Source organism: Peribacillus simplex (assembly GCF_001578185.1).
GTDB classification, from domain to species: Bacteria; Bacillota; Bacilli; order Bacillales; family DSM-1321; genus Peribacillus; species Peribacillus simplex_A.
The window spans coordinates 1,332,409-1,356,396 of sequence record NZ_CP011008.1 but is presented as its reverse complement, the minus strand read 5'-3'; the positions used below and the strand labels follow the sequence as shown (position 1 = coordinate 1,356,396).

Annotated in this window: 20 protein-coding genes; 2 read left to right on the top strand and 18 right to left on the bottom strand. The window is 40.5% G+C overall.

Annotation, left to right across the window (positions count from 1 at the left end; translation table 11 throughout):
- Nucleotides 1-497: 497 nt before the first annotated feature.
- On the top strand, nt 498-1,886 hold the full coding sequence (locus tag UP17_RS06380) for an amino acid permease (protein ID WP_061462169.1): 1,389 nt from the start codon (nt 498-500) through the stop codon (nt 1,884-1,886).
- 41 nt (nt 1,887-1,927) lie between these two features.
- Here UP17_RS06380 and UP17_RS06375 read toward each other — a convergent pair whose 3' ends face one another.
- On the bottom strand, nt 1,928-2,905 hold the full coding sequence (locus tag UP17_RS06375; RefSeq protein ID WP_061462168.1) for an aldose 1-epimerase: 978 nt from the start codon (nt 2,903-2,905) through the stop codon (nt 1,928-1,930).
- 587 nt (nt 2,906-3,492) lie between these two features.
- Between UP17_RS06375 and UP17_RS06370 the strand changes: the two genes are divergently transcribed.
- Entirely contained in the window at nt 3,493-4,944 is a 1,452-nt protein-coding gene (locus UP17_RS06370; RefSeq protein WP_061466006.1) for an IS1182 family transposase, read from the top strand.
- A 142-nt stretch (nt 4,945-5,086) separates the two neighbouring features.
- Here the strand turns inward: UP17_RS06370 and UP17_RS06365 are convergent, their stop codons facing one another.
- The 17 genes from UP17_RS06365 to UP17_RS06285 all read right to left on the bottom strand — a co-directional run bounded on the left by UP17_RS06365 (nt 5,087) and on the right by UP17_RS06285 (nt 23,985).
- Nucleotides 5,087-5,386 carry a YxcD family protein gene (locus tag UP17_RS06365; protein ID WP_061462167.1) on the bottom strand — a complete coding sequence of 100 codons (300 nt, stop codon included), beginning with the start codon at nt 5,384-5,386 and terminating at the stop codon, nt 5,087-5,089.
- Nucleotides 5,374-5,820 (bottom strand): hypothetical protein, encoded by a 447-nt coding sequence (locus UP17_RS06360; protein ID WP_061466005.1) that lies wholly within the window; start codon nt 5,818-5,820, stop codon nt 5,374-5,376. Before UP17_RS06360 ends, UP17_RS06365 begins: the two co-directional genes overlap by 13 nt.
- Nucleotides 5,821-6,025: 205 nt before the next feature.
- Entirely contained in the window at nt 6,026-7,399 is a 1,374-nt protein-coding gene (locus UP17_RS06355) for a C40 family peptidase (protein ID WP_434218683.1), read from the bottom strand.
- A 520-nt stretch (nt 7,400-7,919) separates the two neighbouring features.
- On the bottom strand, nt 7,920-8,984 hold the full coding sequence (locus tag UP17_RS06350) for a sulfate/molybdate ABC transporter ATP-binding protein (RefSeq protein ID WP_061462165.1): 1,065 nt from the start codon (nt 8,982-8,984) through the stop codon (nt 7,920-7,922).
- Entirely contained in the window at nt 8,981-9,832 is an 852-nt protein-coding gene (gene cysW / locus UP17_RS06345; RefSeq protein ID WP_250211816.1) for a sulfate ABC transporter permease subunit CysW, read from the bottom strand. The genes UP17_RS06350 and cysW overlap by 4 nt, the downstream gene beginning before the upstream one ends.
- A 56-nt stretch (nt 9,833-9,888) precedes the next feature.
- Nucleotides 9,889-10,719: a sulfate ABC transporter permease subunit CysT gene (gene cysT, locus UP17_RS06340; protein WP_375166307.1), complete on the bottom strand. Its 831-nt coding sequence runs from the start codon at nt 10,717-10,719 to the stop codon at nt 9,889-9,891.
- 75 nt (nt 10,720-10,794) lie between these two features.
- The gene (locus UP17_RS06335; protein ID WP_061462162.1) at nt 10,795-11,826 is read right to left on the bottom strand and encodes a sulfate ABC transporter substrate-binding protein; all 1,032 of its coding nucleotides are present in this window, start codon (nt 11,824-11,826) and stop codon (nt 10,795-10,797) included.
- 280 nt (nt 11,827-12,106) lie between these two features.
- Entirely contained in the window at nt 12,107-12,760 is a 654-nt protein-coding gene (gene nadD / locus UP17_RS06330) for a nicotinate (nicotinamide) nucleotide adenylyltransferase (RefSeq protein ID WP_061462161.1), read from the bottom strand.
- Between the two features lie 473 nt (nt 12,761-13,233).
- Entirely contained in the window at nt 13,234-14,079 is an 846-nt protein-coding gene (kynA, locus tag UP17_RS06325) for a tryptophan 2,3-dioxygenase (protein ID WP_061462160.1), read from the bottom strand.
- A gap of 17 nt (nt 14,080-14,096) precedes the next feature.
- Entirely contained in the window at nt 14,097-15,458 is a 1,362-nt protein-coding gene (locus UP17_RS06320; protein WP_061462159.1) for an amino acid permease, read from the bottom strand.
- 1 nt (nt 15,459) lies between these two features.
- Complete coding sequence (locus tag UP17_RS06315) at nt 15,460-15,669, bottom strand: kynureninase/PvdN C-terminal domain-containing protein (RefSeq protein WP_141133703.1); 210 nt, start codon at nt 15,667-15,669, stop codon at nt 15,460-15,462.
- Between the two features lie 475 nt (nt 15,670-16,144).
- Nucleotides 16,145-16,357: a hypothetical protein gene (locus UP17_RS06310; RefSeq protein ID WP_155727258.1), complete on the bottom strand. Its 213-nt coding sequence runs from the start codon at nt 16,355-16,357 to the stop codon at nt 16,145-16,147.
- 112 nt (nt 16,358-16,469) lie between these two features.
- A complete protein-coding gene (locus UP17_RS06305) occupies nt 16,470-17,984 on the bottom strand; it encodes a carboxylesterase/lipase family protein (RefSeq protein ID WP_061462156.1) in 1,515 nt (504 codons plus the stop codon).
- 228 nt (nt 17,985-18,212) lie between these two features.
- On the bottom strand, nt 18,213-18,626 hold the full coding sequence (locus UP17_RS06300; protein WP_061462155.1) for a MerR family transcriptional regulator: 414 nt from the start codon (nt 18,624-18,626) through the stop codon (nt 18,213-18,215).
- An 84-nt stretch (nt 18,627-18,710) separates the two neighbouring features.
- Nucleotides 18,711-20,351: a SulP family inorganic anion transporter gene (locus UP17_RS06295; RefSeq protein WP_061466004.1), complete on the bottom strand. Its 1,641-nt coding sequence runs from the start codon at nt 20,349-20,351 to the stop codon at nt 18,711-18,713.
- A 626-nt stretch (nt 20,352-20,977) separates the two neighbouring features.
- Nucleotides 20,978-22,387, bottom strand: a complete 1,410-nt coding sequence (locus UP17_RS06290) for a GH1 family beta-glucosidase (protein WP_061462154.1) — start codon at nt 22,385-22,387, stop codon at nt 20,978-20,980.
- A gap of 476 nt (nt 22,388-22,863) precedes the next feature.
- The gene (locus UP17_RS06285) at nt 22,864-23,985 is read right to left on the bottom strand and encodes an NADH-dependent flavin oxidoreductase (RefSeq protein ID WP_061462153.1); all 1,122 of its coding nucleotides are present in this window, start codon (nt 23,983-23,985) and stop codon (nt 22,864-22,866) included.
- Between the last annotated feature and the right edge of the window lie 3 nt (nt 23,986-23,988).

The window sequence follows — 23,988 nt, the reverse complement described above, 5'->3', positions numbered from 1 at the left end:
ATTCGTTTCATACCTAATGTTAAAAAGAGCTCGTACGAACATCACACGTACTCTCTCCCCCCGCTTTCCATGTTTTCTTGAGGAACTTGGTTTACCTATCATATCCTCATCATACTTTGCGTATAAGAATAACCAGTTAATAGGAACTCCACATTCCCCTCCCCCCACTATAAAAAATAAAAGGCACCCGCCATCTAACAGAAGTAGATGTAAGGGTGCCTTTAGTTGACTAATCGGCAATATTTGAGAGTTGCATATGTTATAGAAAAATACGATTTAAAGCGAAAACCGCATTATTCTTACCAACTAACTTGGTATTTACTAATATAATCCAATTCCTTCGTTTTGTCAATATGAATTAGAATTTTCTGATTAGTATGTGTTTTACATTTTACTTATTTACCACTTTACCAAACTAAACTATTTAAGATATACTATTTTAGTATAAGTTGTCGGTATTAACACACACTTTGTATTTAAGAAAGGTTCGATTATAAATGGTAAATAAAAAATGGGGTTTATTGATTTTGACCACATTCGTAATCGGGAATATGGTCGGCGGCGGAATTTTCATGCTCCCTGCTCAATTAGCACAAGTATCCAGCCCATTAGGGGCCACATTGGCGTGGGTGGTTACTGGACTGGGAGTTTTTCTAATAGCTCTGGTGTTTGGTAACTTGGCAGTCCGGAAACCGGATTTGAAGGCTGGACCTCAAAGTTATGCTCAAGCATTATTTAAATCTCCGGCTAAAGGAAGGGTTTCAGGATATAGCATGGCTTGGGGTTATTGGGCTGCAAATTGGGCTGCAACAGCTTCTGTCATCATTTCATTTGCTGGTTACCTATCAACATTTTTCCCGGTCATGCATAGTACCAAAGTGATTTATACTGCTGGTTCATTTGATCTCGAAGTTGGTAAAGCACTAACATTTGCGGTATGCTCCATTGCACTTTGGGGGATCCAGGCAATCTTGGTAAGAAATTTTAACAGTGCTGGAAAACTGAATCTTTTTGCTACGGTTACCAAAGTGCTTGGATTCTTATTTTTCATCATTATCACGATATTCATCTTCGATTCTTCCAATCTGGGGAACGGTGCTGAATTTTATGATAAAGCAGGTTCAGCCATCTCTTTAGGTGCTCAAGTGAATGCTGCTGCAATTTCAACATTATGGGCCTTCATCGGTATTGAAGCTGCCGTCATGCTTTCAAACCGTGCTAAGTCACAAAATGATGTAAAGAAAGCGACGATTCTTGGTTTACTTATCGCTGTTTCCATTTATATCGGCATTACCTTATTGACGATGGGTGCCATATCTCAAGATGATTTGAAAATATCCCAAAAGCCACTTGTTGACGCACTACAAGCTATAGTTGGTTCAAGCGGCACGTATTTAATGGCCGCTCTTGCCGTCATTTCCTTATTGGGATCAACAATCGGATGGATTGTCGTTGCGTCTGAAGTTCCTTACCAGGCAGCGAAATCAGATCTGTTTCCGGCCTACTTTGCAAAGGCAAACAAAAATGGCACACCCGTCCGTTCTATGACAATAACAAATATCATGACACAGATATTCTTATTCTCCACTATTTCGGGAACGATCCTGGAAGCTTATAAATTCTCAATGATTGTCGCAACACTCGCTTACTTGATTCCTTATCTTGCATCAGTTCTGTACCAGTTAAAGTTAGTCATGACTGGTGAAACATATGACATCATGAAAGGCTCAAGGGTACGTGATGGCATCATCACCATCCTAGCGTTAGTCTACTCGATCTGGGTCATCAAGACCGGTACAGCCGATATGAATACATTCATACTAGGCATTGCCTTATATGTATTTGGAATCGTTCTATACCCACTCTGGATGAGAAAGAAAGCATAAACTTAAACACCTTGGCATTCAAAAGTGCCAAGGTGTTTTATTTATATCTCTTTCATTATCAGTCTAGTCCTCAGCTGAACCGTTTCCCCTGAGCTTAGCTCCCGCAATCCAGTCAAATCCGCCGACAAATCCAGATTAGGAGCATTCGTTACCCATGTATATGGTTCCGGACAGACGAACCCCTCCTGATTGAACAATACCCAAAACTTAAAACGTTGATCGCCTTGATAAATGACTTGTATGCCAGCATCTTGATCAGTGAGAACACACTCGTTTTCCAGAGCACTTTCCTCATCATAGCCAAAAAGATCATCAAACCGCCGACCTTCCAAGCTAAATCCATTTTGGATTTCCAACGTATTGGCCGTTTCATGAATTTCACCAGTGGGCAATGACCTTTCATTCAACTCCCATTGTTTATTGACGGGAAGTGATATTCTGCAATCCTCCATTTTGCTCCCTGGTCCAAATGGAAAATTGAATACAGTGTGATAACCTGCTCCCCACGGAAAGGGTTCAATGCCCTTGTTGGTGATTTCCAATTGGATATCCAATGTATCATCCATTAAAGACAAAGACATATTCACAGTGATATCTTGTGGGAAGCTACCTTTTAGATTAGTAAAATCACTGCTTGAAAATTCAGTATTAATGACGATTTCATTCCCGTTCACTTCCTTTTTGCAGACTCGCCACGGCTTGTCATGCAAAAGACCATGAATATGATTGAATTTTCCCATTTCATTGATTGGAAACTTATACGTATTCTCCTTATATGTAAATTGACCATCTTCAATTCGATTGGGAGGAAACAAGATTGGCATACCGTATAAAATGGGGTCCTTTTTATACTCTTCCAAACTATCCGGAGTTCGCAGCACCTCAATATCCTTTCGCTTGTATTTCAAAGAAAGCAGATTGCTACCTAAAGATGGTGCAAGCATCGCTTCCACATTTGCATTGCCGAACTTTATGGCCTTTTCATTTAAAAAAATGATATCCTCTATATACCCTGTCACTTATTCTCCCCCTTTGGCTTGAACATATATCCATCCTACTTCCAATGACCATTTTTTGCAACAAATGGAAAATATATTTCATTCTTAATATTTCCCTGTTTGAATTAAGTGTTGGTAATCTAGGATTTTGCTTAGTTTGCTTTCCTATTTTTCTGTTTCTCTTTTATACTTTTTACTGTGCACTGCTCCACTACCGTTACTTTACTAGATACCTTATTAAATAAAGGCTGTTTTCACTTACTTTGTTGCTATTTACCAGGTAGTGAGTTGTGGTTGATTTCCCCTCCAGATGCTCGCTTTCCTTGGTGCGGGCGGTGAGCCTCCTCGGCGTAAACGCCTGTGGGGTCTCACCTGTCCCGCTGCTCCCGCAGGAGTCTCGCACTTCCGCTCCAATCAACCTTAAATAGTTTCGTTTTAAAAACAACAATCTTTACGAAAAGAGCCTAAATAAAAAAGGATGCCCTTCACGGAGGGCACTGAAAAAGTCCCTTCGGGCCAATAGAGGTAGATTTTCTCAGTTTATTCTGAGGAAATCTACCTTTTTTTGTTTTATAATCAAAGGTAATAAATTTATGTGGGTGATTACGATGATTCAAAAACAAACGTCTATGGTTTTTAGTCCATATATGGCCATTTATGATGTAGTGGTTCCAAAGGATAACATGTTACGCAAGATCAATGAACTTATTGACTTTTCTTTTGTGTTGGAAGAATTGAGGGACAACTACTGTCTTCATAACGGTAGGAATGCTGTCGATCCAATACGTATGTTTAAATATTTGCTGCTCAAGACCATTCATGACCTATCAGATGTGGATATAGTTGAGCGTTCCAGGTATGACATGTCCTTTAAATATTTCCTCGGCATTGCTCCAGAAGATCCAGTTATTGACCCTAGCTCCTTAACGAAATTTCGAAAGCTCCGTTTAAAAGACATAAACCTTTTGGATATGCTCATTCATAAAACCGTTGAGATTGCGATTGAAAAGGAAATCATTAAAAACAAAACGATTATTGTGGATGCCACCCACACGAAAGCCAGATACAATCATAAGACTCCAAAAGAAATATTGATGGACCAATCTAAAGGATTAAGAAAAGTAATCTATTCGATAGATGAAGAGATGAAAAATAAATTCCCATCCAAAACCACTACTGATGTATTGCAGGATGAAATTACTTATTGCCAGAAGCTCATCGAGGTAGTGGAAACAGAAGAGCGTATCACCCAATATCCAAAGGTAAAAGAGCAGTTAAATCTATTAAAGGAAACGGTATCCGATGATATCGAACAGTTAAGGATCTCCAAAGACCAAGATGCCAAGATTGGCCACAAGAGTGCTGACTCTTCTTTCTTTGGATACAAAACACATATTGCGATGAGTGAGGAACGAATCATTACAGCTGCGACTATCACTACAGGTGAAAAAACGGACGGTAAAGAATTAAAGGCATTAATTGAAAAGAGCACGGCTGCCGGTATGGTGATTGAGACCGTGATTGGCGATACAGCTTACTCAGAGAAGGGAAATATTGAATACAGTGAAGAAAATAACATTAAACTAGTCGCAAAATTGAATCCTTCTGTTACACAGGGATTCCGGAAGAAGGAAGAGGAATTTCAATTTAATAAGGATGCAGGAATGTACGTTTGTAAGGCTGGGCATTTGGCTATCAGGAAAGCTCGCCAGGGCAAAAAAGATGTAGCGACGAATCAAACAGATACCTATTACTTCGATATAGAAAAGTGTAAGATTTGTCCCTTAAAAGAGGGCTGTTATAAAGAAGGAGCGAAAAGCAAGACCTATTCTGTCAGTATTAAATCCAATGAACATACAGAACAGGCTACATTCCAGGAAAGTGAGTATTTTAAAGAAAAATCAAAAGAACGTTATAAAATAGAAGCGAAAAACAGTGAATTGAAACACAGACACGGGTATGATGTTGCAAAATCCTCGGGTCTACTTGGCATGGAATTACAAGGAGCAATGGCTATTTTCACCGTTAACTTGAAAAGAATATTGAAATTAATGGCCTAAAAAAGTGACACACAGAAGCAAAAAAAGACGATTTCCATTCAAGTGTCGAATGAGAATTGTCTTTTTTTTAGTTTGATTTACCGTACTAGTTAGAAAAACGTGAGTTTTTCAGCAGCCTCCCTTCACGGCATCCTTTTTCATATTATCGATTACTTTCACTTACTAATGCCACTATGCCCTCTTCATCATCCAAAACAAGTTCAATACCTGAATATGGATCTATATTCAAATATTCATCGAGCCATAAGCGAAGCGCTTCTATCAAGTTGATGGTAATTAACACTTGTTTCCGGCCATCTACAAACGTTTCAGCCGAAAAGCCATAATCATCATCATACATTAACTCCACTTCTACCTCATTAGGTTCTACCTGCTTTTTACGGGCAATGTAAACACAAACCGCATTGATGATATCTTGTTCGGAAATCTTTAGCCTCTCCATGGGTTTGGATCCTCTTTCTTCTTCTTATCTTTGAAATATGTGAATATTTTACGGATTACAACGATTAATGCAACTACCGCTAACACGTTGATCATTAGTCCAAGTATAGAACCAAGGGCTCCCATATTGGCGAATAGGCCACCAAAAAGTAAACCTGCTAGTCCACCTAGCATAATTCCTTTCATTAAGCCGCCTTTAGAGAATGATTTCCCACTTTTTGTATCAGTCTTTGCTTTATTAGTGGTAGTGACATCGGATTTCTTCGTTTCTTTGTTTTGGAAAATCGATTTATTATTGTTGTTGCTATTAAAGCTTCTTTTCCCAGACTTGTAACCCCTTGCATCGACTGACTCCGAATGATCCTTGAAAACATAAGTGCCGACTGGCGAGAATGCTAGTGTAATTGTAAGTAATGCTGCCATAAATTTTTTCATCATTTTTTTTGCCTCCGTTTAATAGTATGGAATGTCGTTTCATTATATGTCTTCCCAGATTTACTGAAGGTCCACATCACCTATCCCTTGTTTTATCTTATAGTATTTACGTTTAATATCAAAATAAGTTTCACTTTTCTCGATATTTTTCAAAAAAAATATAAAAAAAAGCAGGAGCGTTTACTCCCCTGCTTATTAAGAACTATTAATTTACGCGAACGACACGGCCATTGAATACCCCTGCCCAATATCCACTATCCATATTAGCGATAGCAACACCTGTTGAACTTTGAGAACCGATAAACTTGCCGCCGCCGACATAAATACCGACATGCCCATCAGTTTTATAGGTATTGAAAAATACTAGATCTCCAGGTTGCATTTGGCTTTTAGATACTTGACGTCCTGCACTTTTCAATGCATCCGTACTTGGTGGAAGGTTCACACCAGCCTGTCTATAAGCCCATGCAACGAACGCTGAACAATCGAATCGGCCGTTAGCAATATCGGAAGCCGTTCTTCCGCCACCAAATTTATATGTGGAGTTACCGATATATTTATAGCCTGCTGTAATTGCAGAGCCAGTATTTGCACTGCTTGGCTTACTTGATGTTTCAGTTATACTCGCTGCAGGTTTATTTGCAGAACTGTTATTAGATGAATTGGAAGATGATGATTCACCTTTAGACGAACCTGATGCAGATGCTTCACCTTTAGGCGAACTTGATGATTCTTCACTAGAAGAATTTGATGATTCTTCGCTAGAAGAATTTGAAGAACTCACTTCTTTAGCAGCACGGTCAAGTTCTGCTTTCTCTGATGCTTTACGTTCTTCCTCTTTTTTGATATCTTCACGAATGGATGCTATTTGCGCTTCCAAACCTGCATCTTTATTCTCTAAAGATTGTTTAAGGGCAGCTGTTTCCGATTCCTTCTTTTCACTCTTTGCCTTCATCTTCACAGTTTCTGCTTTTTGATCTGCAATCTGGGATTGCATGCCTTTAAGCTCCACTTCCATATCCTTCAGGCTCTGCAATTTTTTCTCAACAGTCGCTTGTTTTTTTTCTAAGTCAGCTTTATCCGCTTCCTGCTCCTTAAGAATCTGTTGGTCAGCTTCCACAATGGTAGCTACCGCTCCAACACGATTAACGAATTCACCAAAGCTTTTAGAACCTAAAACAACTTCTAGGTAGTCAACGTCTCCACCGCTCTCTTGGAATGAAAGGGCACGCTCTTTCAAGACTTCCTCACGTTTTGCGATTCTTTCTTCCAAAGCTTTAATTTCCTTCTTTAAAGAATCTATGTCTTTTTCGGTGTCATTAACTTCTTGTTTAGTGTCTTTAATTTTTTGGTCATTTTCTTTCATTGCCGTTTCTATCTGGGCAATTTGGGAATTCATTTTCGATTGTTCATTTTTCAATTCCTTAATAACCTGTTCTGCCTCTGAAATATCTGATTGTACTCCTGTGCGTTGCGATTGAATATCCGAGATAGATTCAGCTTTAACCGACGGGATGGCAAAAGCGCTTCCTAATCCTAGCATAATTGTCGTGTTCAAAACGATAAGTTTTTTCTTCAAACTCATTTCCCCTGCTTTCCTCCCCTTGCATTTCCATCGACCCACATCTTTTTCTCTATGAAAAATAATTAGTCAAAATAAATTGCTGGGAACTCTTCTCTATTTTTTTTACTCATTATGTAATCTTCTAAGGTTGTAATACTATTAAATACATTGCTAAAACTCTTCTATGTTTTTACCTAAGTCGTAGTATATCATCAGATTTTGTCAAATACGTAATAACAATGTTACATTTACATTTCATTTTTAACATAATATATAAAAATTCGACTTTTTCCTGTGATAAACCAACCAATATTTTACATAAACATCTTCATTTTTTGATGCAAGACTTTCTATCTAGTGTTTAGAACCAAGGGACCATAGACTATTGGCGGTAAAAACTCACCAAAATCCAAACCGCATATCAACTCTGTAGCTGATGGCAGCTTATAACCTTTCACATAGGGAAGTCACTAATATCCTCATTAAAAACTAAAAAACCGCTCTCAGCGGTTTTTTCGTCAATATTCGACCCACGCTAAATTCCAGCCATATAGTCGACAAAGACTTTCAATTCTTTTGGTCGGACAAACACCCTTTCACCTTTCCTTATTTCCAGATTCATATAATGCTCTTTTGTCAGTTCGATTTCTAGCGGTTCGTTTGTATCCTGGCGAATCACTTCTATCCGGACAATGGGGCCAATTGTATGAATGTGATCAATAATGGATGCAATCGAATCCTTTCCTGATGATTCTCTATCTATTATAAAGTTATGAGCCCTTACATAACCCGTACTCACTCCTTCTTCACTGTCCGGAGCATTCATTTCCACGTTCCCAGTTACCAATTTCCCTTGGTGAACGTTGCCCTTAAAAAGATTGACACTGCCGAGAAAATCATAAACAAATGGATTTTTCGGATGATCATACACTTCTTCCGGAGTTCCAATCTGTTCAATTTTCCCTTCATTCATGATAACGACCCGATCAGCAACATCCATCGCCTCTTCTTGATCATGCGTCACGAACACACTCGTAACATTGAATTCATCATGAAGCCTTCTTAGCCAACGCCGAAGTTCTTTTCGAACTTTAGCATCCAATGCCCCGAATGGTTCATCAAGCAAAAGAATATTCGGTTCAACCGCAAGTGCCCTTGCCAATGCTACACGCTGGCGCTGCCCCCCTGATAATTGGGATGGGTAACGATCTTTATAGCCTTCCAGCTTGACGAGCTGAAGCAATTCGGTAACCTTTTGTTCAATCACTTTTTTACTGGGCCTTATTTTTCTAGGGCGGACCTTTAATCCATAGGCAATATTATCAAAAATGGTCATATTACGAAAAAGGGCATAATGCTGAAAGACAAAACCCACATTCCGATCTTTTACATGCTTATGCGTGTAATTCTCTTCATTGAAGAGGATTTTTCCGTTCTCTGCCTGTTCAAGACCCGCGATGATACGCAGTAATGACGTTTTTCCAGATCCGGAAGGTCCAAGAAGGGCTACGAGTTCCCCGCTCTTTATTTCCAAATCGATGTTCTGGAGTGCTTGATAGGACCCGTAATATTTTGTAACATTTTCAATGATGATACTCATTTCCTTCCTCCTAACGCTTTGGTTGATTTAAAGTCGGTTTTCCATTCTATGAAACTTTTAATGATCAAGGTTATGATTGCAAAAATGGACATCAGGGATGCAACGGCAAAAGCGGCTGAAAATTGATATTCATTGTATAAGATTTCAATATGAAGCGGCATCGTATTTGTCATCCCCCGTATATGGCCCGATACGACCGATACGGCTCCAAACTCCCCGATTGTCCTTGCGTTGCAAAGGATGACTCCATATAAAAGTCCCCATTTTATATTGGGAAGCGTCACATACCAAAATGTCTTAAACCCTCCCGCCCCCAGCGTGAGTGATGCCTCTTCTTCAGACGTCCCCTGACTTTGCATGAGCGGGATCAATTCACGCGCAATGAATGGGAAGGTAATGAAAATGGATGCGATGACAATCCCTGGTATTGAAAAGATCACTTTAATGTCAAAGGTTTGCAGCAATGGACCAAGTGTTCCATGTAGGCCGAACAGAAGGACAAATATCAACCCTGCAATGACGGGTGAAACGGAAAAAGGCAAATCAATCAACGTTATTAAGAAGTTTTTTCCCTTAAAATCATATTTTGTAATTGTCCACGCAGCCACTATCCCAAATATGGCATTTAGTGGCAAGGTGATGAGAACAACTATCAATGTTAATTTAATTGCAGCCAATGTATCAGGGTGTGCAATGGCCGCAAAATAAGCTTCAGCACCTTTTTCAAAGGCCTTTACAAAGATTGCGATTAATGGGACAACTAAAAACAAAGTCAGAAATAGCAATACAATGGAAATAAGGACCCACTGTATGGATTTAGGCTCTTTTGTTATGTTTCTCGTTATAATGACTGGATCATTCGTATTTAAAACCACTGAATTATCATGTTCCAACATGTCCCCTCCTACTTCCCTGAATATCTTTTGCCAGTCCACCATTGTAAAATATTGATCGTGAACAAAATTATAAATGTAATAATGAGCATGACGGCTGCTACCGCTGTTGCACCTTCATAATCATACTGTTCAAGCTTTGTCATGATGATCAGCGGGGAAATCTCCGTTTTAAACGGCATATTTCCTGCAATGAAGACAACGGATCCATACTCTCCAAGTGCTCTCGCAAAAGAAAGTGCAAAACCCGTCAATATCGCTGGAATCAATTCCGGGAAGATAATTTTAATGAATGTCTGCATTCGATTCGCCCCTAAAGAAGCAGATGCTTCTTCCATCCCTTTTTCTATATTTTCAAGTACCGGCTGAACCATCCGCACCACGAATGGGAGGCCTATAAATATAAGGGCGATGATGATCCCGGTAGGGGTGAAAGCGATTTTAAAGTTGAAAAATTGCCCAATCCACCCGTTCGGTGAGTACAAAGTGGTCAAAGTAATCCCTGCCACAGCAGTCGGCAGGGCAAAAGGCAAATCCACCAGCCCATCGATGATCCGTTTGCCGGGAAACTCATAACGAGTAAGCACCCAGGCAATTAAAACGCCAAAAACTGCGTTCACGAAGGCCGCAGTTAACGCTGATAAAAAACTCAATTTATACGAAGCGACAACCCTTGGTTCAGTTATTGTCGCCCAAAAATCCTGAAATCCCATTGAAAATGTGTTTAGAAAAACCATGGATAATGGAATCAAAACGATGATGGAGAGATACAGCAACGTAAAACCCATCGTCAAACCAAAACCGGGTATAGTCCTCTTTTTCTTCTGTTTACCTTCTGTCATTATATTCATCGCTTCGCCCCAGCTCTTCTTCTTATTATGAAGGAGAAGATGTGTCTATCCATCTTCTCCCCCTGCTTATTGCGGTTGATAAATTTCGTCAAATGTACCACCGTCATTGAAATGTGTTTCTTGGGCTTTTTTCCACCCGCCAAACGTATCATCAACGGTCACCATATCGATATTTGCAAATTGGTCTTCATATTTAGCGAGTATCTTCTCATCCCTTGGACGATAGAAGTTTTTCGCGGCAATTTCCTGACCGGCATCCGAATATAAGTATTCCAGGTAGGCTTCAGCCACTTCCTTTGTTCCTTTTTTCTCGGCCACCTTGTCAACAACAGCTACCGGTGGCTCTGCTAATATACTGATGGAGGGATTGACGATTTCATATTTGTCATCACCGAATTCTTCAAGTGTTAAATAGGCTTCATTCTCCCAAGCGATAAGTACGTCACCAATTCCCCTTTCTACAAAAGTGGTGGTTGCACCCCGTGCCCCTGAATCCAGAACCTCAACATTCTGATAAAGCTTTTTCATGAAATCCTTAACCTTTGTTTCGTCACTATCGAATTTTTTCTCTGCATATGCCCATGCAGCCAGGTAATTCCACCTTGCCCCTCCGCTTGTCTTTGGATTTGGTGTAATGACGGATACATCCTTTTTGATTAGATCATCCCAATCTTTAATGTCTTTAGGGTTATCTTTTTTCACCAAAAATACAATGGTTGATGTGTAAGGTGTCGAGTTTTCCGGTAAACGTTTCTGCCAATCCTCCGCTAATAGGTTACTAGCTTCATAAATGGCATCAATATCATAGGCCAATGCCAATGTAACGACATCCGCTTCCAATCCATCAATAACGGCCCTGCCCTGTTTACCAGACCCGCCATGGGATTGTTGAATCGATACATCCTGACCCGATTCTTCTTTCCAATGCTTCACAAACGCTTCATTGAATTCCTGGTACAATTCACGTGTCGGATCATATGACACATTCAATAGCTCGACTGGCTTTGATGTCCCGTCCCCTTCCGTTTTTTCCGAGTTGCATCCTGCGAGTACACCGAAAGCCAATATCAAACTTGTCAATATCATCAATTTTTTCATGAACTTCCTCCTGTTTTTCACTTTTTGCAACAAAAAAGGCATACTATTCCCTTCTTAATTTTATTCAAGGAGATAGTATGCCTTCAGTTCTCTGATCAGCGAATATTCTGATTTTATGTATCATTACCATAAAACAAAGTATACCAAGTTGTCAACTATGTTTTTGTTTTTCACCAGTCCTTTATTTAAACTTATTCACGTATATAAGGTTAATTCATTTTCCAAACGAAAGGAGCTCGATCCAACGGAGAGATCGAGCCCATTCATCCCCAGCTAACACTTAAGGATTTGATTCTTTTTGATATAGCTTATTGTCCACAATATACTGATAACACTGATCAGGCAGTAAATATCTTGGTTCCCCTCCCATTGCAAGTTCATCCCTTATATATGTAGAACTAATTTCCATTGAAAGGCCTTTATCTATAAGGTGGAATGTATTGCCATCATCATAATTCCTAAGTAACGGACTTTTCGATATGATTTTTAACATATCGATCCCATCCCGTGCCATGACGATGAATTTATGATTGGCAATCAATTTTTCCCTGAATTTCCATCGTAAGTGTACCGGTAACTCCTGATTGTCAATATCCTCAAGTAAATCTGCACCCATAATGAAATAAACTTCATCCTTTGGATATCGTGATTTAAAATATTCCATCGTATACCAAGTATATTGTTTACTCATTCCAGCGCATTCATTAATTTCATAATCACTAACTTCGAATAATGGGTTGCCCCCTATTGCGAGCCCCAGCATCTCCCAACGGTGTTCATTGCTCGTTTTCATCTGTTTATCGATACGTCCATTTGCACAAGGCAAAAAAATCACCTTGTCTAGCTTAGCACGATGCGCAATGGTGGATGCTGTCCATAAATGCACATTGGTGACTGGATCGAAGGAAGATCCATAAACTCCAATTTTGCCCATTCCCATATCCCCCTTATCAGCCTATCTTTTTCTCCACGGCCTTGACTGGACTGCCATCCTCTCTTTCTATTACAAGCGGCAAAGCAGCCAAATCGTACAACCCAGACTCCACCTCGTCAAGAACAAGCCCTTCCAGGATAGGAATCCCTCAGCCTAAAAAAAGGGGTCAGGTTGCTTTGGCTGGATTTACTTCATCCGGTGGAATCCATTCAGGAAAACGGCTAAGGTCATAGTATAAATCAAGATCAAGTTCGGTAATGTTTTTTCCCTATCCATCAAAATGAAAGGGAGCATCCAATATGGATTCCTAAATGCGTACTCATCCGAATTTCCCTACGTTGACGGATGACCCTTCCGTTAATGAATTCAACCAAAATGAATATTGCGTTTCTCCAGGCCAATATCGCGAACTTTCATTAAGGTGCTGGAAATATCTAACCATTGACTCATGCATATTCCCCTCCAGTCAAATCTTACAGCTTGGTCCTTAATGTCCAAAGCTCAGGAAAAAATGGCTGTTCGACCACTTTCTTCAGGTAACTTACCCCGGATGATCCGCCCGTTCCCGTCTTATTACCGATGATACGCTCTACAGTGCTCATATGATTGAATCTCCAGAATTGTTGCTGACTTCCAATATCAACGAGTTTTTCGGCCAACTCATACAAATCCCAATATTTATGCACGTCACGGTAAACTGTCAGCCACGCGCTTTCAACACTGGCATTTTCCCGATAGGTTTCAGGCCAATCCCTGTTCAAGACCGATTCATCAACAGGAAGCCCTCTTGCAGCCAATGCCCCTATAGCCGCATCATAAATACTAGGTTTATTCAAAGTTGCTTTCATCGACTCATAAAGCTCAGGCTGATGACGGAAAACGGCCAATATTTGCGAATTCTTTTGACCCATCGCAAATTCTATCAACCTGTTCTGAAATGATTGAAACCCTGAAGAGTTTCCTAGTTTCTCCCGGAACTCCATATAATCAGATGGCGTTAAGGTCGAAAGCACATTCCAGGATTGAATAAGTTGCTGTTGGATCCTAGCCACTCTGGATAGCATCTTAAAGGATGGCTCCAAACGTCCTGCCTCAATATGGTCCTTTGCTGCAGTCAATTCATGGAGGATCAATTTCATCCATAATTCACTTGTTTGGTGAATAACGATGAACAACATTTCATCGTGATGACCGGAAAGCCGATGCTGACTTGATAATATTTGATTTAATTGCAGGTAGTCCCCATAGGACATATCCTTATCAAAATCAGTTACTATACCTTCTTCCAAACCATCTTTATCCATTGGTCCCTTATCCATACCATCCCTCTTTCCCTTTACCTTCTTTTGATTTTCGACATTAATAAATAGACGATGCAAAGAAAGACCAGCCAAGGTACACCGAACTGGAGAACGATTTTAAACGGGCCAGTGAACCAAGTAGATACCGTCAAAGCAAACAAAAGTAATGCACCAAGAATCGTTAAATACGGAAAGCCATACATTTTAACCGGTAATTTACGCCCCCCTGATTTCTCCCACCTCTTTCTGAAAAATAAATGGGAGATGAACACCATGAACCAGGTTAAAATGGCACCGAACATCGATACCCCCATCATGAATGCATATGAAGTATCCGGGAGAAGAACCTTTACTCCTGCAGCAAGAAATATGCCCAAAGTGGATATGAGAAGGGCCCTTATCGGGACTCCTTTCCGGCTTACTTTTTGAAATAGGGCTGGAGCCTGCTTTTGCTCGGATAATGAAAATATCATTCTCGTGGAGGCATATAATTGACTATTCATTGCAGATAAAGCCGCCGTTAAAATAATGAAATTCATTATGCCCGATGCTCCAGGAATATTCAGGATTTCCATCACCCTAACAAATGGGCTTTTATCAATACCAGCGGATTGCCAGGGTACAATTAGTAACATGAGCCCGATTGTCAGTACATAAAAAGTGGTAAGCCTTAATACAGTTGCCTTCAAAGCTTTAGGGACGGCAATATCAGGGTCCTTTGCTTCTCCCGCCGTAACCGCAATCAACTCCGTTCCTAAGAAGCTGAAGAGAGAAATAAATATAGCGACCCAAAGCCCCCAAAACCCGAAAGGCATAAAACCTCCATCATTGGCATAGTTCTCTATACCGATCCCGCTTGAAGGTTCGGCGCCAATCACCACGTAGGCGCCCAGTAGAATGAAAATGACAATGGCGCTAATTTTGATCATTGAAAAAATATACTCAAAATTCCCGAATGTATTGACACTCGTTGCATTTACATAGATGAGCAAGGCAGCAAAAAGGAAAATCCAAATGCTTCCTGGTACATCCGGGAACCAATATTTCATATATACAGCGATGGCACTCACTTCGACACCAATGGCCAGGACATTCGCTATCCAATATGAATACCTCACAACAAAACCCGCAAATGGACTTATATATTTTTCAGCAATGGTTCCAAACGATCCCGATGTTGGATAAGCTACAGTCATTTCCGCCAAACAGCCCATCAATAGAAGGACAATGAATGCACCTATTGCATAGCTGATCAGTACACTTGGACCTGCCGTCGAAATCGCAAGGCCACTTCCCAAAAATAATCCGGTGCCTATTGCACATCCCATGGCAATCATTGTGATTTGATTCGATGATAATTCACGTTGCAGTTTACTTTTCTCCATATGGTGCTCCATTCTAGGCAATGATTCCCCTTTTATTTTCATAGTTTTCATATAACCTGCCATCCATGATCTTTTTAAGGACCTGTACCGTTTCATAAGCTTCCTGAAAAGAGGTATAAAGAGCAACAGGTGCTAGACGAATCATATTCGGTTCACGATAATCGGGTATGATAGCGTCTTGTTTCAATGTTTTACATATTCTTGCAACCTTCTTGATGTTCAAGGATGATATGACCTCCCCTTTTTGATTCATCTCTTGTGCCAATTTCAAATCCGTATCCCGATCATTCCGAATCGATTAAATCCATAAGATATTGAGTCAACCTCAAAGATTTTTTCCGGACTTGTTTTATTCCTACTTCCGTAATCATCTCTAGCGAGCCCAAAAGGCCTATGCTTAATATATGGGGGGGCACTTCCCACTTGTAAAGCCGATGCGGAATGGCACCCACGGAATGACAGGCATCGAATCCAATCTCGATTATACGCGCATGGGCTTCCTTTGTTAACCTCTGACCGCTACGATATAAGATCGTCGGAAGTACAATGAACGCTTTTTCTCGTTCATCTCTGCAGATCTACCCTTTCCCAGTGATATCTATGCACTACAAAGCCGCTTCAATTACATGGACTGAATCCTTCGACACATTTAACCCAGGTGAAAAGCCGGGGTGGTAAATTCCATGAAGAAGATGAAATCATTCCGCCAAAATCTTATTCCTGCCAGCTCTTAGTTCAAAAAAGGTGGCCGCAAGCTGATGCAGATTAGCTGTAGTTAACACTGCCATTATCACTTCATCACCTGCAGCCCCTACCAATTGGGCGCTCAATTCACCCAATCTCTCAAAAAAGTAAATCCAGGGCTCGGCACCGTCCGTCCACACATCGATTCCATGCCTTTTCCAATCCACCAATGACTTCATTAAACTTTTATAAAGCCCGCTTCGAGAAAAGGGCCAATGACTTCGTTGACATATTTATTGATGCCCATGTTCTCCTCGCTTTCTTCCGATCCACTACATTTCACTTGTAAATCCCTACTCCTTCCCATGCCAACCTTATCATTCTGTTAGGATCTTTTTCAATATAATCCTTTTTATCAAAAATCATTGTGTAGTGATTGGTTTCATCATATTTTGGCCATATTTCACCTTCCGGGGGATTTGGGTTTCCACGCTTAGCAAAGTTGACCCAATGGCCCTGGATTCTATTGGATACCTTTAAAGCCGCTGGCCTGGAACCATATGAAGTAATCTGTTTGCCCAATGACGAGTCGAAAGTCTGGAAGGCAAAAGGAATTTCCATACCATGTGTCGCCCCTAATTTACTTATGCGCATTGCCGCCGTTTTATAATCAAAACGGTACATCCATGTTTTTTCAAAGCGACTGTTTGCCTCCGCATACCAAACCGAGGGAATATGGAAAGTCGCATCACGGCCAATGCCTAGCAAAGCCTCCTTTTCCGGGTAGTTCAAATAAGCATTCGTAATTCGCTCTTTTGCCTCAGGATCAGTATTTTCGAACATTTTATGAATCATCTCTGGATTAGTCGGGATTAACGGGTGATCCATCTGGTCGAATAATGTAGCTTCGTCCCTATTTGTTCCTATAAGCAAGGGTATTCCCTTTGCTTTTCCTGATCGAATCGAATCTAGTGGATAATCAGGCAGGAAGTCACCATCCACGACAGGTCCAAATGATAGGGAACCTGGCAAGGCTTGTGAGTTCTGCAGTAAGAGTTGGTAGGACGCCGCGACAATTTCTTGAACTGGAAGTGTTTTTAATCGATGGATTTCTTTCATTCCAATGCCCAAGATTTCAAGAAACCTTTCACTGAATTGGCGTGCAAATCCTTTTCCGTAAACAGATGTCGGAGCGGGACTTTCTGCAATAGCCTGTTTAAAAAGACCCCTTGCAGAAGGGACAGTAAGTAAGGTCGTTACGGCATTCCCTCCCGCTGATTCTCCAAATATCGTAACATTTTCAGGGTCGCCGCCAAAGGCTTCTATATTCTCTTTAACCCATTTCAGAGACGCCACTTGATCTCGTAAACCTAAATTGGTTTCGAATATTTCACCATCAACTGATAACTCGGTAAAATCCAAATAACCCAGTGCACCCAGCCTGTAGTTTATGCTTACAACGACTACGTCTCCATTCTTAGCCAATAAATGTCCATTGTACATATCAAGAGATCCGGCTCCCGTTATATATGCTCCACCAGGGATCCACACCATTACCGGACGTTTTTTATCATCAGCTCTAGGTGACCAAATATTCAGGAACAAGCAATCCTCATCCATTTTTTCATTTCCTGCCATTCCTGTTCTTACAGCCCGATCCATCAGCTGGGGGGGAATGGGACCAAAATCCACTGCATCCATGACACCGCTCCAATTCTCAACGGGCTCCGGTGAGCGGAAACGCAGAGAATCAACCGGCGCTTTCGCATACCTGACTCCACGCCACACGCAAATATCGTTTTCCAAAGTGCCTTGAAGATGACCTTTAGCCGTCGTTACTATTGATCCAATCATTCACTCTCACCTCTTCATATAGTCGTAGATACTTATGTTCTTCTTTTTCCATTCCCCAGTATCCTTCATCTTTATCGAAAAAAGATTATTTGGCCATTCCAACAAAGTACCACTATCTTATATAAAAGTTAAAGTCATGCCTGTGATTTGAAAACGTTATTGAGGATATTACCCCATGTAAATAAAAGGACAAAAAAAGACCCAATCAGGTCTTATTTTGGCAAAATCTTAAGAGAACATGGCAATGATGCTCAATAAAGAGCTGCCCCGAACGGAAAGCTGTTTTGCAGCATATGTTAACTGCCGTTCATCGAGCTGTTCCAGTAAAGGCTTTAATTCAAGCAATTCGTTCTCCAGTCCTTTAAGGTCTGTAGATATCTTGTCCACCATCAAGAGCACTTGCTCAGAATCAACAGTGGATTCAGACCAAACAAGTAACCGTTCCTTGATTTCAGTCAAGGGCATATTCTGTTCTTTATACCGATTAATCATTTGAAGACGATTTAGAGCATCTTCTGTATAATACCGATATCTTGACCCAGTTTTTTCATAGCTCAGCATTCCTAATTGTGTGTAATAGTCAATGGTTCTCCTCGAAACATTCGCAAGTTCAGCAAGCTGGCCAATCCGATATACATTCACCCAGATAGTCACCTTCTTTTAAAATCTACTGTTAACGATACTATAACATAACTATCCTATAAGGTGACCTCGAGGATGAATCTATTAGACTACTTTATCAGAATTGCCCTTCAACTGCTTCTCGGCAAAATACAGGGCATCTTCTTTCGATTTAAAAAAGTGCTGTTTTTCTATCTTATGATACAAACCAGTGCTGAGTAACAATTCCTTTGGTTGCTGCTGGATTCCGGAAATGATTAATTTCCCCTTATATTTTCCGATTCGATTAACAATCGCCAATAGTGCAGCCTCTGCTGAAGTGTCCATATATGTTACCCGGCGCATGCTTAATACCAACACTTTCGTCTTATTATCCAGGTTCGCCAATATCGATGACTCCAGGACGTCTATCGAACCAAAGAAGAGGGGACCTTCCAAGTTATACACGTTGATCTTTGAATCCGAATTATCAATTGGAACAATCTCAGTGATCTCATGACTTCTTTCCCTAACCTTTAACGTTTGGCTCATTTTTGCAATGAAGGTGATGAATGCAATCGATAAGCCGATTCCCACTCCCATGATTAAATCAGTGAAGACAGTGATGAGGAAGGTGACTAGCAAAACCGTCGAATCCGCCGTCTTCGTTTTCAATACATGAGCGAATTCCTTTCTTTCACTCATATTCCAGGCAACAAACATCAATATGGGCGCCATGCTAGCCAAAGGTATATGCGCTGCATATGGAGAAAGTACTAGCAAAACCAGTAAAACGACAATTCCGTGAATGACTCCGGACATCGGGGAGGCTGCCCCGCTTTTTATATTGGTAGCTGTCCTGGCAATAGCACCTGTTGCCGGTATCCCACCGAAGAATGGAGCCGTGATGTTCGCAATCCCTTGGGCAACCAATTCCTTATTACTATCATGCTTGGTTCCCCCCATATTATCGGCCACTGTAGCTGATAACAATGACTCGACACCGCCCAACAAGGCAATGGTAAAAGCAACGGGAAGGAGGGTGATAATGATTTCCACTGAAAGCTCCGGCACTTGGAATTCAGGAAAACCTTTCGGAATCGCTCCATACGTGGAACCAATTGTAGCCACCTTATCGGGAAATAAAAAGTAAGCTGCCATTGTGGATATTAGCAGACCCAGGAGCGGTCCTGGCACTCGTGGCAGGAGTCTAGGTGCCAGCAGTATGACGACAAAACATATGATCGCAACAAACACACTATATATATTGATCGTGTCTGCTTTAATCACCAGTTCCTTCATGTTATCCATGAATGCTTCATGTTTTTCCACTTTCATACCAAAGAAGTTGGCAATTTGCCCCGAGAAGATTATTATCGCAATTCCTGTTGTAAATCCAATGATTACTGGACGGGGAATGAACTTCATCAAATTGCCTAACTTAAGAAGACCCATCAAGACTAATATCATTCCCGCTAAAATTCCGGCAATTAGCAGACTTTCATACCCATATTGCATAACGATTCCAAATAATAAAGGAACAAACGCCCCGGTTGGTCCTCCAATTTGATACTTGGAGCCACCCAAAATCGATATGAGAATTCCAGCTATGATGGTCGTATATAACCCGTATATCGGTTCGACGCCTGAAGCAATTGAAAAAGCCAATCCTAACGGAATGGCTATAACACCTACAACCAATCCTGCCGTTACGTCTTTTTGAAAACCCTTCATGTTATATCCTTGAAATCTAGAATCTTTTATCATCTTTTTCAAACTCACATCCTTATTCGTTTTTTAAGATTGGAATCTACCATCATCAGGAAAAATGACATTCTTTCATTTTAGAGGGAGTTACACGATCGAAAATAAATTAACTATTGTAGAGGATACTATCCTTTCAACGGGACTGATTCGTTCACTACAAACATGCGGGGGGCCTTTCCAAAACTAAGGAATAATCGTCATATGCACTCTCCTTTTGTAAGGTTATTTGACATGGTTCTTGACCACGCTTCAACATTATACAGTAAAACGTAAAACTGTACATTGTTAGTAACGTTAACATTTGTTTACAAACTTTTACACCTTTTTACATTTACATTACAATCCGGGACCATACTTCCAGTCCGGTAAATTTGAAGCCGGAGATTTAGACTAGGAATCAGGAGGTTTGACCTTTCGACTAATTCCCCATTCAGCTCATGGTGTAGTTTTGAAACTAATTTGGATCAAATTAAGACCAGGAACCTTGATTAATGAACAATAGAAAGAGCATGTTTGAAAAGGTTGCTCAAACACGCTCTTACCTTAGTCCGACTAAATGATGCATTCAATCATTACCTTATAAATAAGAAAACCTCTTGATTGAAATCAAGAGGTTTTCTTTTTATTTACAGCTCTTCCCCTCTCGTCTCGATAATATGCTTATACCAATGAAACGACAGCTTCTTTTTTCGTTTTAACTGATCATGATGATCCACGTAAATAAATCCGTATTGCTTCTTATACCCGTTTAACCAACTTAATAGATCAATGACAGACCATGCATAATACCCTTTTATATGGATGCCTTCTTTGATTGCACGCTTAATCACTTTTAAGTGTTCCTCAATATATTTAATACGGGGAACATCCACTATTTCACCATCGATAATCGGATCCTCATCACCAAGTCCGTTTTCTGTAACATACATTTTAATATCACCATAACGCTCTTTTAACATATGCAGCCCATCTAAAAATCCTTGAGGTGAGATTTCCCAGCCCCATTTTGTATATGTTTTATCTTCCATTTTTACGGTCCGATAAAAGCCATCAAAAGACGGGTTCCCTGGAGCGAGGGTAGATGTTTCTCTTGAATGCTCCACGTTTGAAACAGCGTCGCGATTTTTTTCCACCCGAATGGGCTGGTAATAATTAAGCCCAATAAAATCATTGTTCTCCGCATTTCTTTTTAACGTATCCAGTTCTTCTTCAGTCCAACTTGGCGTCCAGCCTTTCTCCTTTAATTGCTCAACCACATAAGATGGATATTCACCTTTTAAAATTGGGTCATAATACCAAAAAGTTTCATATTCATTGGCATGCCGAGCAGCTAATACATTCTCATGTTTATCATCTATACTGTAAGCTGGCAGGAAAACATGGGTAATCCCAATTTCTCCGTAATGATTCAGTGCCTTGTATACCTCTACCGCTTTTGCATGTGCATAAAAAACATAATGTATCGCTTGAAAGTATTTATTTTCATCGTTTTGGATTCCAGGCGGGTGCGCTCCTTTTAAATAGCCCAAACCGCAAAACATAACCGTTTCATTAAACGTGATCCAATGTTTGATGCGGTCTCCGAATGCGCGAAAACAAATTTTCGCATACTTGACGAATGCTTCAGCTGTTCGCTTATTCGTCCATCCCCCATCTTGTTCAAGCGTCAAAGGCAAATCCCAATGATACAGCGTAACAAATGGAACAATCCCATACTTTAAGCATTCATTAATAACATTATTATAAAATTCCAAGCCTTTTTCATTGACTTCTCCATCCCCTGTGGGCAAAATACGTGCCCATGAAATGGAAAACCGGTACGATTCAAGTCCCATCTCTGCCATTAATTTAATATCCTCTTTGTAACGATGATAATGGTCTATGGCTACATCCCCGTTTGTACCTTCAAAAGTTTTCCCCGGAATCTTTGAAAAGACATCCCAATTCGTTACACCTTTTCCATCCTCATCCCATGCACCTTCTATTTGAAAAGAGGCAGAGGCTGCTCCTAATAAAAAATCGTGCGGAAACTTCATTGTAACACCCCTTTTTATACCATCTTATTAAATTGATAATAATACATTTTATTTATTGGTACAAATATTAATGCAATTATATAATTTTTTTCAGTATATGACTACAGAATCTTCGTAAAAACATATGTGTTATAGATAGTATTCACTGTAATGAAATGGTTAAATCGAGTGCCAATACTAAAATAAACGTCGTTCGTTCTGCTGATTCAATGCTTCTACTTTGGCCGAAGTTGATATTCTTTTTTGAACTAATAGAATAATAAAACAATTTGCCTTAGAAACAAGCTTTTCGGCAATTAAATATACTCGGTTTCGAATGTGCGTAATATACGTATGACAGTTACATTTTAATTGAATTCCACATCAGATATTTTATCGGTTTGCCCGTTTCTCAATCTCGGTTTATTGTGTGAATTCAACAAAAACCCGTCCACCTAAAGAGGACGGGTAACTCATCTATTCATGGTGTTTCATCATTATTCCACAACCGGGAGCCAACCTTTTATCTGAATCAACTTTTCCCAAAGCGGATCTGGAATGACAAGTTCATCCTGATCTTTTTTCGAAAGGGTTGTCCGTATTTCCACTTCTTTTCCAGACCTGATTTTTTCAATCCAATGCGGTTCCATTAGAAGCTCACGGCCAAGGGCGATAAATGGGACACCCGTTTCCATAGCTTCTGCAACTTCATCGGGGGTATGCAGGGACCCTACACCGACAACCGGGATACGATTCCCAACTTTGTCGTAGATCTTAACGATGCGAGACTTTGTCCTATCACTCTCACGGAAAGACCCATTCCAGAAGTGACCTACCGATATATGTAGATAATCCAGGTTTTGATTCGCTAATCTATCAACAAACTGGAGCGTATCATCCAAAGTGATTCCAGGATTGCTGCCTTCTTCGGGAGAAATGCGGTAGCCGATGATAAATGGTTTTTCCGCATGGTCAGCAACCGTTTTCTCTACTTCATTCACAATGGTAAGCGGGAAAATCAATCGTTTTCCCAGTGTTCCACCCCAGTTATCCGTACGGCGGTTCGAGTGCGGCGAGAAGAATTGTTGAAGCAGGTACGTATTGGCTCCATGGATTTCCACACCATCAAATCCTGCTTCGATGGCTCTTCTTGTTGCTCCTCCAAATGCCTTAATTACGTCTTGTATTTCATCTTCACCCATTTCCCGCGGTACCGGTGCTTCATCGTTGGAAGCAATGGCACTTGCAGAAACAGGTTGGCTATCTGGCAATAATTCCGGAGGACTTTGTCGGCCTCCATGATATATTTGCAATATCGCTTTTGACCCATTAGACTGAATCGTTTCCGCTAATTTTCTCAAAGATGGGATAAATGAATCGTCATCTGCACTAAATTGACCTGGGAATCCCTTTCCTCCAGCAGATACATAGGCACATGCCGTGACCACCGCACCTACACCAGCCGAGCGTTCAGCGTAATAGGCCAGTTCATCATCGGTTACAACACCTTGATCATCCGAAGAATAAGTGGTCATAGGAGCCATCATGATACGATTTTTCACTTCTACCCCTGATGGAAATTTATATGGTTGAAAGATCTTTTCGTATTTTTGATTCATGCC